This window comes from Vibrio sp. Isolate34 (genome assembly GCF_022397915.1).
Taxonomy (GTDB): Bacteria; Pseudomonadota; Gammaproteobacteria; order Enterobacterales; family Vibrionaceae; genus Vibrio.
In genome coordinates, this window is the sequence record NZ_JAKEUO010000001.1 from 482294 (window position 1) to 496612 (window position 14319).

Sequence of the window (14319 nt, forward strand, 5' to 3'; positions counted from 1 at the left end):
ACAAACTAAAAGCTTAGTTTGTCAAAATATGACATACCAACTATGGTTTATGTCATAGGCAAATAACATAACTTAGAGTTCACTATGCAAAATCAAGATTCAGGCTATTGCTATTCATTTCCAGCTGTCAGAGGTATTCAAGCAGGACGTCCATTTTACATTGCGACATGCCCTCTTCGAATCATCCCAAAGATTTTCAGTTATAACGAAGATGATGTTCCACCAGAGCTTAGAGCTCAAAGAACATTAAACAAGACTCGCATACCTGAAATGGTCAGATACCTACTCGACAACCCTAAAGAGTACGTATTCTCAGCATTAACAGCATCGGTTGGAGTTGATATATCTTTCCACGATCATGAAGGTGCGCCTAATTTAGGTACACTTCAAATCCCAATGGATGCGCAGATTCTAATTAACGATGGGCAACACCGCCGTAAAGCGATAGAAGAAGCACTAAGAGAGAATCCAGACCTTGGGCAAGACAACATTCCAGTATTGTTTTTCATCGATGAAGGTTTAGGTAGAAGCCAACAAATGTTTGCTGACTTAAACAAATACGCAGTAAAACCCAGTCCATCTCTTGGCACTCTCTACGATCACCGAGACGAAAGCTCTGAATTAGCGCGTGAATTAGCAGCTAAAGTGAAGCCATTTATCGGAATGACTGAAATGGAAAAATCCAACATCAGTCCAAAGTCGAACAAACTCTTTACTTTAAGCAGTATTAAACAATCAACACGAGCACTTTTAAGTAAAGGCCCTAAAGATGGTTTCACTGAAGAAGAGAAGCTGTTAGCGTCTGAGTTTTGGGAAGAGGTCACCCGCCATATTAAAGATTGGCAAATGGTGATCGACAAACAAGTATCCCCTGCACAGCTTCGCCAAGAATACATCCACGCACATGGTGTCGGGCTGCATGCGATTGGCGTCTTGGGTAAACACCTGTTGTGCCAAGAACCAAAACAATGGAAAGAAAAGCTCCAGTTACTAGGGAAAGTTAATTGGTTGAAAACCAATCCTGAATGGATAAAGCGTAGCATGAATCACGGCAAGTTGAGTAAATCAAACATCAACATTCAGCTCACGGCAAACGCACTTAAAATTGAACTTGGGTTACCACTAACCCCAGAAGAAAAAGCTCTAGAGAAGCAGTTATCATGATACACGAGCTAAAATTGGCAGAAGATCTCGCCGAAGAATACCAAGAATTCATCAACGCTGAAGAGTTCGCAAATAATAAACTCAGCTACTATGTTGCTGACGTTCAACGCGTCTATTGTGCAGACAACCGCCCATGGGTAATTGGCTACAGTGGTGGTAAAGACTCCTCCGCTATCATGTCTTTAATCTATATGGCACTACTTGGCCTAGAAAAAGAACAACGCCACAAACCCGTATTTGTCGTTTCATCAGACACACTGGTTGAGACACCTGTTGTTGTTAACCACATTAAAGACTCCTTAGCTGCGATACAAAAAGGAGCCAAGCGCGACGACTTGCCAATCAGCTGTCACAAAGTGGTACCTGAGTCAGACCAAACGTTTTGGTCAAGTCTTCTTGGTAAAGGCTACCCAGCACCGACACGTTCATTTCGCTGGTGTACAGAGCGAATGAAGATCGACCCGGTTAGTGACTTCATTAAAAGCAAAGTATCTCAATTTGATGAGGTGATTGTTGTATTGGGCTCACGTAGCCAAGAAAGTGCCTCGCGTGCTCAGGTTATCGCTAAACACAAAATTGATGGCTCTCGTCTAGCTCGCCATACAACGCTAGCCAATGCATTCATTTACACCCCTATTGATACATGGGCTGTTGATGATGTTTGGAAGATCTTGCGTTTATGTCACCTAGAGACAAAAGAAACGCCACTAGGTACTAGAAACATCTGGAAAGATGACTATGACCTAGAATGGGAAAACCCATGGGGCGGTAAAAACCTAGTACTTTGGAATCTATATAAAGACTCTTCAGGCCAAGGTGAATGTCCAATGGTGATTGACGAAACTACCCCCTCTTGTGGTAACTCTCGTTTTGGTTGCTGGACATGCACCGTAGTAACCAAAGACCGAGCGATGGAAAGCCTTATCCAAAACGGCGAAGAGTGGATGGCACCTCTTCTTGAGTTCCGCAATAAGTTAGCAATGACGACAGATCCAGCTAACAAAGCAGAGTTCAGAAACCATAAACGTCGTACTGGTCGCGTAAGTTACCAATACGCAAAAGAAGGCGAAGATATTGCTAGCGAACGTAAACACGTTCCGGGTCCTTACTGGCTTAAATACCGCCGCCAATGGCTCCGTGAATTGCTAGAGCTAGATAATAAATTTAAAGCTGAAGGGCGAGAGATTGAGTTAATCACTGTGCCAGAGCTGCATGCTATTCGCCAAGAATGGATCCATGATCCAAACGAGCCGGATTGGGATGACTCTCTACCAACTATTTTTAAAGACGTTTATGGCTACGACCTTGATTGGGTATATGACGATAACGCAAGTTTTGGTAAAGATGACGCACAGCTGATTCATGAGCTTTGCAATAATTTCGATGTCGAACCTGAAATGATCATGAAGCTGATCGAGCTAGAGGTCTCTATGGAAGGTTTGAGCCGTCGTAGTGGTATCTCGAACAAGATAGCATCGCTATTGAAACGAGACTGGGGAAGCTTGGAAGAAATCAAACAAAAGCATGCTTCACTGCAAAGCAAAGCCGAGTTTGATATTCACCAACAAGAAATTGAGCGCTATAACGAACAGCTTGCTGACCTAGATAAACAGCTTCAAAAAGAGTTTTAAATACTGAAATGTTGATTACAAAACTAACTTTAAACAACTTTCGCGTGTTTCGCGGTGTGCATGAAATTGACTTGCGCCCAGCCCCAGCTCGTTTAAGTAAAAGTGGCCCTATTGAAGGAACCGAACGACCGATTATTTTGTTTGGCGGCTTAAATGGTGCCGGTAAAACATCAATACTGACAGCAGTTCGCTTAGCGCTTTTCGGGCGTCAATCATTTAGCCAAGTTCTGTCAAACGGCGAGTATGTTGATACTCTCTCCGAACTCATCCATAAAGGTGTCGGCCACGGTGGAGTTCAAGATAATGCATCGATCGAGCTTGAGTTTAAGTACAGTCAAAACGGCGAAGAAAACACTTATAAAGTGATTCGCGGCTGGAAACGAGGCAAAAAAGACAACCTTTGCCTTGAGAAAGATGGTATCCAAATTCCAGAGCTAAATTACGAACAGTGCCAAGGTTTTCTTAATGAACTGATTCCCACAGGCATCGCTGACTTATTCTTCTTTGACGGTGAGAAGATTGCCGAATTAGCTGAAGATGAGTCTGGTAGCGTACTCAAAACCGCCGTTCGTCGTTTATTGGGATTAGATGTTATAGCTAAGCTTAAAAGCGATCTGAACATCTTCTTAAAAAAGCAGGGAGCAGGCGCTTTAAGTCAATCCCTAAAAGAAGAAATGAATTCACTAGACGAGCAACGCATTATTCACGAGCGTAACGCTGAAAAGCTGCGTGGTGAAGCAGACATCGTTGATGCTCAAATCGAACTCGTGTCACGCGACATCCTTAGTCTGGAGAATAAGCTTTCTCAAAATGGTGGCGCATGGGCAAAAACCAGAGAAGATGAACAACTAAAAGTTGAAAGCTTGCTGAAAGAAAAAGTGGAGCTTGAGAAACAGATCCGTATGGAGATGGAAACCAACCTTCCATTTTCACTTGCTCCAAAGGCAATGCAAAGACTGCAAACTCAAATCAAGCAAGAGCAGCAGGTTAAGAAGAAACAAAACTTTGGTAATGAGCTAGATTCCTTCCTAGAAACTCTATGCTCAAAATATCCAAGCTTTGATACCGAAATGGCGCAAAATGCAATCGCAGACAGCTTTAAAGCACACGTCGGTGAATTCGATTCAACTGAGCTTCTTTTGGATATCTCCGATCGTCAGTCGAACACCATCGATTACCAGTTATCAAACCTTTCGCAAGATTCTTTTTCTCGCTTTGATAAGGCACGAATACGTCTTAAAAAAGTTGAAGACGAGATCGACCATGCTTCAAACAATATCGCGCGAGCTCCCGAACAAGAGCAGGTACAAGAGTTGTTTACGGATGTTCGAGCATTAGATAAGAAGAAAGAAAAGCTAATTATCGAATATCATGATTTACTTGAAAAAGCTAAGCGTGAGCTTCGACTAGCACTGGAAACAGCTCGTCAAATCCAAAAACTACACGACAAGCACAAAGATCAGTCCAACAAAGATCAAAGCGTTGGCAACGCTCAAAACTCAATCTTATTGCTAGATAAGTTTGGTGAACAGCTAACTAAAGCGCGTGTGAACCAGTTAGAAAATGAGTTCGTTCAATCATACAAAAAGCTTGCTCGTAAAGAAGATTTACAACTCACAGCTTCAATCAACCCAACAACATTCGATGTTGAGTTAGTTGATGAACACGGTATTAAAATCAACCGTAAGGCGATGTCTGCTGGTGAAAAGCAGATCTACGCTATATCAATTCTAGAGGCACTTGGTCGCACGTCTGGTCGTAAGCTGCCAATCATCATTGATACACCATTAGGCCGATTAGATTCGCATCACCGTGATAAGCTGGTAGAGAACTATTTCCCAACCGCAAGCCACCAAGTTGTAATTTTATCTACCGATACAGAGATCGATAGAAACTACACAAGTCTTATCCAAGACGATATTGCTCGTACTTATGAGATCTGTTTCGACGGTACAACTAAGGCTTCAACATTGAAAGACGGTTACTTCTGGAAAGAATCGATTAAGGAGGCTGTTTAATGCTACCTAACCGTATGAACTTAACCCGCTCTACTGAAGAACAGCTCAAAAAGCTAAAGGGGTATACAGGAATCACTCCAAACGTATCGGCACGTATCGCTTTCTTCCGCTCCATCGAAAGTGACTTTCGATACCAAGGACAAGAAGCAAAATTAGATGGGTCACTGGTGTTAGATAAGTACACATGGCTTGGTGAGACCGGTGAAGTGACTGAACTCATGCTGAAATTGTATTACCCAGAGCTTGATACAAAAGAGTACCAACAAGCTTGGGCAGCACACGTTGAAGATGGGATAGCTTCGATTCGAAACCATAAATCTTGTCAAGAGTTTAGCCTCCCACTTTAAGTCAACCAATCGTATTCTAGCTATTGAATTCGCTCTGAATTCAATAGCTAGATTATAATATAAATTACGAAGCCCTATCGGCGTACCGCTAAAACTTATCTAAAAGCTCTTCTTTAAATCGAGTTTGGCTCATTTTTCGGACATTCGATGTATCTTTGTCTACCGTATAGGTACAGATATGATCTTCCAAAATATCCATCTTGCGAGTCAGTGAAACTTCCGGAAACTCTTGGTTAAGGTAAATCAGGTAGTAGTGCTTAATATCTAAGCTTTCATATGAAGAGCTCTCATACGCAGCCTTGATAGAATAGAAATCAGTTACAAGCCTTTCAGATTCATCAATATCAAACTTCTTATCACCGAAAATTGTAGTATAATTTTTAGTGAAAATACTCTTCTTACTACTTGTGGACTTTTCTGGAAAACCCTGTTTGGCATACAACAACTGACCGAATTTAATCATTGTAATGCTATACTCATAGTTAGCATCACCTTTACCTAAGTCTCCAGATTTCCTAACATAGTTAATATTTTTTTCTTTTAAGTATTTTTCTATTTGAATTTGCCTTTCATCAGAAGACTTAAGATCAGCTGGTGAAATTGAGTTTTGACTATTTGTATACTCAGCAATGTTATTGATCTCGCCAGTATTTGACTTCCCAGTCATAAATATTCTTACAAGGACCTCACTATATGGTAAATAGTCCGTTATGTGGTCTTCATGTTGAGAGTTAAAGTTATGAATAGTTCTTACTGTTTGCCCGCCATTTAGAACTTGAAAATTGTCAATTATAATTTTTTGCTTAGTATTCCCATTTATAGATTCAGTTTCAATGCCTTGAGCAACAATTGTAATACCATTGTTATACATGAAAAATTTTGAAGGGTTATCTTTTAGTGTTTCTTTAATATTCTCATTATATTTAGATTTTTGAACAAAACCTCGAACGTTGTCAAATAAAACACCAAAGTCTAGCTTCACATCACTTAACTCTCTATAATTTTCTAAATTATGATTATGCCTCAGGTTTTTATCGTTACATGTAATTCGTACGATTTCACTACTCTTAAGCCTTGCAATATAAGATATTGAAGACGATAAGTCACTTTCACTATATGACATCAAAGCATTATTCGGCAGAACTAAAGTTGCGCTGATTGGCTCAGGCCTGATAGAAACCATTTCAGAAATATCTTTTAAGCAAATAGCATTAACTTCAACGTCAAAAGAATTAGAAATGTTTTTAATATGCGGGTCTGAGAGATCTACTGTAGACATATCATTACTTACAAAGTAGATCCTAGTTTTCCAAACCTCATTAGAGTTGTATAAATCTTTTATCTTCTCTGCATATTCGCGAGGTTTCCCTGAAAAGTGGCTAATATCACCTTCAGCTAAAGCCGTTATGTATTTCAATGATGTTGTAACATCGTTAAGCTTTTGCCTAGAGTCAACACTAAACTTTTCTCTATACTTAAAATTAAATAGGTTTACTATTTTCTCTTCATCATCAATATATACGGCATCAATACCACCATCATCATCCTTACTCCCCATGATGATTTTATTAAAGTTAGTATCCGTTATCAAATCCCTAGCTTCTTCAATATCATTTACACCATAGAGAATATCTAAAATAAAGAAATAAAAACCAAACCTTGCTTGCTCAACTTGATTGCTGATTGATATATCTAAAACTCTTTCAGCTTCCTTATAATAATTAGTAGATTTAATTTTAAGTAATTTAAAATCATTAATATTAGCCATCTGACAACCTTTTAAAGTTAATATATAAAAAATTAAAGAGATTAAGATTTAAACCTCAATCAATAGTAAAGAAATTCTTATCCACCTCGAAAATTTGATAGATTTTGGCAATAGCAACACCGAGGCCATATTGTACTAATAACTCAGTTAACGACTCCCCGTCAATTAGAGTTATAGTCATATTTTGAGCGTCATGTGCGTGCTGAGACGCTTGCTCGGTAAACTTAGATGAAGTAAAGAACACTCCTTTTCGAGCTCCTTTTATCGCCATTGCACCGATAAAATCCCTAATCTCAGAAGGGCTAACTTTATTATCTGCATAACGTTTAGCCTGTATATATATTTTTTCCAAGCCAAGTTTATCTTCATTAATGATACCATCTATACCTTCGTCACCTTTACCTCCGACAACATTCCCTGAAGTGGATTGGTCCCAACCATATCCCATTTTTAATAGCAACTTTACTACTAGAGATTCAAAAAACTCAGGTTCAGATAACTTAATATATTCTAACAACTGCTCACTGACAGATTTAGTATGTGCATTGTAGGCTGAATGTATTTTTTCTTCTGGAAGTTCATCCTTTTTAATCTTATTCTCAGGGACGGCCTCCTTCTTTTCACCATCCCAAACTTGGTATAAAGCGTTTCTTGAGCTAGCTTGTCCATTAACTTGCATAAAAAGCTTTTTTGGGCTGGCGCTTGGAAAATCTATACCATAGCAGTGCTTTCTTATTTTACTTCTGACGACAGCCTGGGGATCTTTAGCACCGAAAGAGTAGTATGATTGAGCAATGATCTTTTTATAAATTTCCTTATGACTTAGTGGTTCTTTCGCTTCACTCAATACTTTTGTTATGGCATCAGTTATCGTCATTTAAAAACCCAAAATAGAAAAAAAATATAAGGCCATTCTATACAAACCCAATAGACATGCACCAAATATTAATAAAAAAGCCCTAAAAGGGCTTTTAAAATCATATATTTAGTGATGCAACTCCCAAAATGCTCTGTCTCTCATAGGGAGTATCTTCTTAGCTCCATCAATATATAAGCTGTAGTGCTTCTCTAGCTTATTGATGGTTTCCATCAGCTTCTCTTGCTCAGCTTTTTCGTTTACACCAAACATGGCTTTTAGCTCTTGCGGGCGAATCTTCGCTACGCGATGAATTACCCAAGTAAGTACATAGCTTGAGTAATCATTCTCACCAGTTTGGAAGTGAGTAATGTCTTGTGTAGAAAGGATCACACCTACCCCGTACTCGCGGCCTTCCTTCAAGATCTTACGTAAGCTTGGGAAGTTCTGAGACATGAAGTTATCGGCTTCATCCACCAAGATCATCTTAGTGATTTGACGGAAATCGCCTTGCACTTCTGGCTTACCTTTCTTCTGCATTTGTGAATAGAACAGATCTAACGTAAGTGCAACGACAAGGTTTTGGATCTCTGATGGGTAACCCGCCAATTCAACCACCGTGATACCATCCACCAAGTCATAAAGGCTCATGCACTTGGTGTGGTCGTCTTCAAAAATCTCTAGCTCATATAAGCTCTCAAGTGCCGCATATAATGAATCTTCATCTGGGTCTGTTTCAATAAACAAGTCCCATACCTGTAAGATTGTCGGAGCTGGTTTTGACCAAGTGCTTGGATCCGCTTTACGGATACCCGCTAACTCATACGCTTCGCCTACTAACTTACGCAAACGCAGTTGCTGTTTTTGCCCTAAACCAAAAGCTTTACCCATGGTTTCAGAGAAGCCACGTGCAGTATGCACTGGCAGCATTGGCGTATCACCAAACAAGCTCAGTGGGTTGTATGGCAGCTTATGAAGGTTAAACTTCTTACCTGCAGTCGCTTGTTGGAACTTGTCGTCTACATAATCGGATTTGTAGTCGAAAATAAGCATACCAATTGGCGCACCGTTTACGTTGTCTGCTTGGTTGCGGTAAAGCTGAGTGATCACCGACTTGGTAAACTGCGTTTTACCCGTACCCATGGTGCCAATAATACCGGTATTGGTATTCATGAATTTAGCAGTATTGGTTGGTTCCCAGTTTAGTGGTGCTTGTGTTAGCGCATTGTGGCCAAATAGCACGTTTAGGTTGCTATTAGACTCGACCTTCATAGGCTCAACTGCTGGCACTACTTGCTCTTCAATGACAGGTTGTTCCGGCTGCACTGATTCTGTCGTTTCAACCTCATCAGATACCACTACTGAAGGCTGTGTCCTAGCCTCTGCGACTTGCTCTAGTCGAGTTTCACCATTCAGCACATATTCACTTGGCACGTGGCAAAGTTTCACGACATCTAATTCGTTCAGCACTTCTTGCAGCGGAGTTTCCACCAAGCCAGGAAGTAGCCCCATTGGTAGGTCGACTTTTAACACACCTTCCATCATTTGGTAGTCGGGTTGTAAACAGCCAGCCCCTTCAAGGTGGCTAACCACAAAGCCCTCCGGGTAGTCTGCGATTTGGCCAAGTGAATAGTCGCCTCTTAGCCACTCTTCTTTGTTAGCAAGTAAGCTATCGAAGTAATCATCTGCAAACACCTTGTATAGGCGATACTTGTCGACTTGCATCAATACTTGGCGCATAAATAGGCCACGGTAAAGCTTGCTCGCTAGGTCATCATTTCCTAGTAAGTCTTGGCTTAAGTAACGCAGTAGCTCTTTCGACTGTTTAACGGCTTTGTTGTAATTCGGCACCGAGCCCGTTTTCACTTCAACAGGTAATAAATACATGTCTTGGTCTTTGAAGCCAACCAGCAACACATCGTCAGAAATTTCGCCTTTCTTGTAACCTTGAACATTACGAGAGAATTCACTGTCAGACATCTTCAGGCCAATGTTGCCCGATACTCGGATCATCTCAGCGACAGACAGCGGCACCCATGTAATGTCTGAGTCATGCACTAGGCTAGTCACAAACTTGTAGGCACCAATCACGCCTTTGCGTTCTTTATTGATGGTTGGCGCACAGGTCATCATTTTAAGGAGCCAATCGCCGTTGAACGCGTTGAACTCATTAATTTGGCCACCATCACCTTGCTTGATGACTTTTTCAAACAAACCGCGCTGCGCAGTAACAGTGATTGCATCGTAGCTAGATGAGCTGGTGTACTGATCTGAATAGTGAATCAATACTACATCTTCATTACTGTGGAAGAAGTCCAACGTCACTTTAGGGTCAATAATAGTCGTCCAGATAGAGCTATCGTATGAACGTTCCAGTAAGCCTTTAAAGTCCTCACTGACTGCTAAGGCAACTGCATTTGCACCGTGATATTGAGTGTTCGCTTTGAGTGCTGGCTTTAATAAAGCACCAACATACTTCGCCATCATTAAGTGTGGGTGATCTTGGTAGTCCGTACCTTTCAATCCAAAGCCCGTAAAGTACGAACCTGATTTACTTTCAGAAGCATCACCTGTTAGTAGGCCATCACATGCAATGCCTGATGCCATGTCTTCTATTGCAATATCTGAGCAATCAACTTTGTCGTTATTACGGAAGAAAGAAAGGTGCGCGTATGACTGGCCATCTTTCTCAGCCTGAGCATTCGTGAACTTACTGTACGTTAGACGGGTGCGAAGGATATCGATAATAGTGTCGGCAACCTCTCGTACTTTACCCTTGTTAAGCTCTAACCACTCTTTTAGCTCATCGTAATTGGCTGTTTCTGCGAATCGGTCAAACGCATTGAACGCTAGCTTATCGTCATACAGGTTAATGTGAATCGATGCTGACTGCTCTTGATTGCTACGGATGTAATCCACCAGCCCCATAAACAGCTCTTCAGCGCTATCTTGGTTCACCGCATTAACGATAATGCTCTTCTCAGAGCCAGTGAACAGTTGGCTAAATGCAGTTTGGAACTCATCGATTTTCTCTTTTACCAGCTTACGAACGAACGTAAGAGAGCTTTTCTCTTGCGGCACACTCTTGATCCAAAACGCGTTCTCTTTCACCTGCTGGTTATAGGAAAACTCATGTTTAGGATGGTAAACATATGGCAGCAAACCTTTTGGCGACAAGCGTTCAAAGGTGACATCAGGAAGCTGAGCAAAGCTCTTATCATCACGAATCGCATCTCTTAGATTGAGGTAATAAGCCAAAATCAGTGGGTGGAAGGGTGAGTAGTACTCTTCACCTTCAGATTGTACCAAACCGATTTTCAACGCTGATTTTTGCTCTTTTGTCAGCATGCTACCCGTTGGGATTGCTTCAAAATACGCTAAGCAAGCATCAACTGTATTTTGGACAAGTGTTGTAAACTCATCGCCCCAAGATGCCAATGATGGTGTGCTACGGCGCTGTTCTAAGTATTCAAAAAGCTCAACGTAAGAAGAGTAAATAGCCTCATCAATCGCTTGAAGGTCATCGAGCTTAATCGAACCAGAATCAGCAATAGAAACAACTTTCTGGTTGATGAACTCTTCTTCCCAACGAAGCAGCTTTAAACGAACACCTGGAACAACAAACTCACTGTTATCGATGCCTACTTTGCCTTTTTGAGAATAAAACTCGCCGTTGTATTCATCTTTGAAAAGCTTGTGATAACGACTTCTATTGATCAATAAAGGTAGGCTCAATGAATCAGTCGCTACTGCACCTTCAACATTAAACTTAAGCTGGTTATCACTCGATTTAACGGCAAAATCTATTTCGTCAGCTTCATTAGCTAACGCTTCAAAATCCACTACGGCGTAATCTGCTGAATCAACAACCTGCTTAGCATCAAGCAGTGAACATGCGCTGCCTTCGTTGGCTCTGATTGGCAGTTTGTTCTCTTCCATGTTCAAGGTTAAACGCTGCTTTGCTGGCGCAGGTTCTACCAAGAAGATGTTTTTGAATGGCTCAATATAGAACTCGCCTTTACGAACCACTAAACAACGGAAGTTATAAACCTCAGATTTATTCTCACGTTTTAGGGCCAAGTTAAAGAACAGTGGCTCGTGCTTGTACGTACCTTTCAAGCTAGCTCGTGTCGTTTTCAGACCGTTAAGTGTGGTAATCACTTCTTCGCTATTAAGCGCTTTTGCTGGCTGGATTTTGAATTGGCTTTTATCAAGATTGCTCGCACCTTGGAAGATCAGCTTCAGTTCAAACTCATTTACATCTTCATCTAATTCGATGATTAAGTGGCGATCACGCATGCCCGCTTTGGTCTCTGCACGGTTACGTGCAGTGATTGTCATGCCATCGCTAGCTTGCTCCTCTTCAAGAACAAGTTGCTGCTGAGCATTGCGCTTTTTCTCTTGTAGGAATGCTTCGAGCTCAACGTCTTTCCATGCATCTGTTTCTGAGAAGTTCTCTTTAATAAATTTCTCGCCGAATGATTTCAAACGGTCTTGAAGCTGACCACCAAAGTGTTCAACTTCAAAAGATAGCTCTTCATAAAGCGCACGGTTGTCTTCTAGGCGCTTTTTAATCTGCTTATTGTTACCTCTCATTTCAGCTACGAGTGGATCTTCAAACATACCCAATTCATTGAAACGCAAGTCACCATCTTCAACGGCTTTGTATAGCGACTCGAACCCAAACATAGTGGCCCCATCCTCCAAGATGGCGTTAAATTGATCATCAAGGAGACAGTGTGACACATCGCGTCCTTTATCTTGCTGATCAATTAATCCTTTCATTGCCGCTTTGATCTTTGATGCGCTCCAAACCTGCCCCACTTGAGCCAAGTCTTCTGCTGAATTTATCAAGGTATCAAGCAAACTGTTGTGGATCACCACTAGTGCGCAACCTTTTAAGTAGCCTGATTGACTCGCCACTTCGTCACGCAGATGAGAGATGTAGTTTTCAGTGAAACCATCAAACTCTGCTGGGTTTTCGCTATGAATCACAGGAACGATTTTACAGCCTGACAGTTCAATGAATGGCAGTTTAATGTCGTTAGTCGCATCAATGCTGCTTTCAGAGTGAGCCGTCATCGCCTGGTACAAGCGCATGCTATTTTCATTATCTGGCGACTTAAACTGATAGCGAAAACCTGCCTTGATGTGTGTTTCAGCATCCGCTAAAAACTGCTCTACGAGAAAGGTCTCAAATTGTTTTACGGACATATACTGCGTCTCCACTATCACTCATGCGCTCTACGTTACCAATGCGCTCATAGAATTTAATTAGTTCTTGTTCTGTTTGTTTATCAACGAAAATGCCACGTTGCTCAAAGGCCGTGATCAGTTCGTGGAAACGGAGTTTGTCCTTTTCTCCAACAACAAGGTTGGTCAATAATATGATGTAGTCTTGATTGAGTACGAGTACTCGACCGCTGCGGCCTCGACTTTGAATGAAGTGAGACGCTAGGTACTTTTCTACCTCTGACACATATTTCTTGTTGATATTGAAACGCTCACCAAAGCTAAACTGCGCGGATGCGAGCTTCATTATGTTACCGAGCCAGTCGAGCGCCAGTTCAGATTCATCTAGAGCCGTGTCTAGATTACGCTGTGACTTAAACGCTCTGGCAAAGTTTTCTAGTTGTTCTTTTAGATGCGTCGATTTCGACTCTTGAATACCGTTCGATATCTCCCACAGGGGTACTTTTTTCGCGTTCTTATCTCCAACACCCGGCTGAAGTAGCTCAAGCATCGTCAGCATAGGAAACAGTCGAGTGGCTGACTCATTAAACAGCTTATAGCCATGGTTCTTAATATGAGTACGCTCATTACTGGCACGCTCATGATCCATAATGAAATAGAGAGGCTTAGCCACTGGCTCTTGACCACTACGCCAATCTGTTAGTGCTAAACTCAACTGCGCAGTGTATGCGAAACCATAAAAAGACAGGAACGACTCTATTTCACTAAGCAGATACTTAGGGCGACTTGCCAAGAATTTCAGGTCGTCACGGAATGCTTTCGAAAGATAAGGTAGATACGGTTTCTCGCTCGCTTGTAATGACGAGTCAGACTTCATTTTTCCACGAAGCGTAGAAAGCATTTCACGTTCAATAAAGTTTAACTTTGCATCAAACTCTTCTACACGCATGTTCTGAAGTAAATTGGTGTACATAGAAGCAACACGTGAATCACCTGCTGCAAATTCACCTTTTTGAGCACGGAACAGAAGGAGTTCAGGGCTCACAGTAAAGATGTCTTTGTTTTCAAAATACATCTCTTTTAGCACTTGCCAAAACTCTTCTTCACCAAGCTTTTCTTCAAACGCACTTTGGCAATCGGCCACAAACTGTTCGTAGCTATAACCTTCTACCTTTTTACGCAGAAGCCCACGTAGAACCAAGCCGATGACAGCATCAAAATCAAAGTCATTACCCTTGGTTCGAATAGGTAAGTAGCTGCTTAGGCTGTTTTTATTTGGCACGCCTTCCGCAGTTTGTGGCAACGATTGATTAAATGGTTGGGTGTAATTATCCATTGTCAT

8 protein-coding genes are annotated in these 14319 nt (G+C 41.4%); 4 read left to right on the plus strand and 4 right to left on the minus strand.

Going from position 1 to position 14319, the window contains the following annotated elements; genetic code table 11:
• Positions 1–84 precede the first annotated feature (84 nt).
• The 4 genes from dndB to dndE are packed head-to-tail and all read left to right on the plus strand — an operon-like array spanning position 85 to position 5160.
• Positions 85–1164, plus strand: a complete 1080-nt coding sequence (dndB, locus tag L1D22_RS02260) for a DNA sulfur modification protein DndB (RefSeq protein ID WP_017065615.1) — start codon at positions 85–87, stop codon at positions 1162–1164.
• Entirely contained in the window at positions 1161–2795 is a 1635-nt protein-coding gene (locus L1D22_RS02265; RefSeq protein ID WP_016794127.1) for a DNA phosphorothioation system sulfurtransferase DndC, read from the plus strand. The genes dndB and L1D22_RS02265 overlap by 4 nt, the downstream gene beginning before the upstream one ends.
• Before the next feature lie 8 nt (positions 2796–2803).
• Entirely contained in the window at positions 2804–4813 is a 2010-nt protein-coding gene (dndD, locus tag L1D22_RS02270; RefSeq protein ID WP_239828562.1) for a DNA sulfur modification protein DndD, read from the plus strand.
• On the plus strand, positions 4813–5160 hold the full coding sequence (gene dndE, locus L1D22_RS02275) for a DNA sulfur modification protein DndE (RefSeq protein ID WP_239828563.1): 348 nt from the start codon (positions 4813–4815) through the stop codon (positions 5158–5160). The genes dndD and dndE overlap by 1 nt, the downstream gene beginning before the upstream one ends.
• Positions 5161–5248: 88 nt before the next feature.
• Here the strand turns inward: dndE and L1D22_RS02280 are convergent, their stop codons facing one another.
• The 4 genes from L1D22_RS02280 to dptG form a co-directional block, all read right to left on the minus strand.
• Complete coding sequence (locus L1D22_RS02280) at positions 5249–6928, minus strand: AIPR family protein (protein ID WP_239828564.1); 1680 nt, start codon at positions 6926–6928, stop codon at positions 5249–5251.
• Positions 6929–6983: 55 nt separating this feature from the next.
• Positions 6984–7805, minus strand: a complete 822-nt coding sequence (locus L1D22_RS02285) for a restriction endonuclease (protein ID WP_239828565.1) — start codon at positions 7803–7805, stop codon at positions 6984–6986.
• A 108-nt stretch (positions 7806–7913) separates the two neighbouring features.
• Positions 7914–12998 carry a DNA phosphorothioation-dependent restriction protein DptH gene (gene dptH / locus L1D22_RS02290; RefSeq protein ID WP_239828566.1) on the minus strand — a complete coding sequence of 1695 codons (5085 nt, stop codon included), beginning with the start codon at positions 12996–12998 and terminating at the stop codon, positions 7914–7916.
• Entirely contained in the window at positions 12979–14319 is a 1341-nt protein-coding gene (gene dptG / locus L1D22_RS02295) for a DNA phosphorothioation-dependent restriction protein DptG (protein ID WP_239828567.1), read from the minus strand. The genes dptH and dptG overlap by 20 nt, the downstream gene beginning before the upstream one ends.

Excerpts from the sequence above, each read along its gene's own strand:
- dptH (WP_239828566.1), bottom strand. The coding sequence starts at position 12,998 with ATGTCCGTAAAACAATTTGAGACCTTTCTCGTAGAGCAGTTTTTAGCG.
- L1D22_RS02285 (WP_239828565.1), bottom strand. The coding sequence starts at position 7,805 with ATGACGATAACTGATGCCATAACAAAAGTATTGAGTGAAGCGAAAGAA.
- dndD (WP_239828562.1), top strand. The coding sequence starts at position 2,804 with ATGTTGATTACAAAACTAACTTTAAACAACTTTCGCGTGTTTCGCGGT.
- dndB (WP_017065615.1), top strand. The coding sequence starts at position 85 with ATGCAAAATCAAGATTCAGGCTATTGCTATTCATTTCCAGCTGTCAGA.
- L1D22_RS02265 (WP_016794127.1), top strand. The coding sequence starts at position 1,161 with ATGATACACGAGCTAAAATTGGCAGAAGATCTCGCCGAAGAATACCAA.
- L1D22_RS02280 (WP_239828564.1), bottom strand. The coding sequence starts at position 6,928 with ATGGCTAATATTAATGATTTTAAATTACTTAAAATTAAATCTACTAAT.
- dndE (WP_239828563.1), top strand. The coding sequence starts at position 4,813 with ATGCTACCTAACCGTATGAACTTAACCCGCTCTACTGAAGAACAGCTC.
- dptG (WP_239828567.1), bottom strand. The coding sequence starts at position 14,319 with ATGACAATGGATAATTACACCCAACCATTTAATCAATCGTTGCCACAA.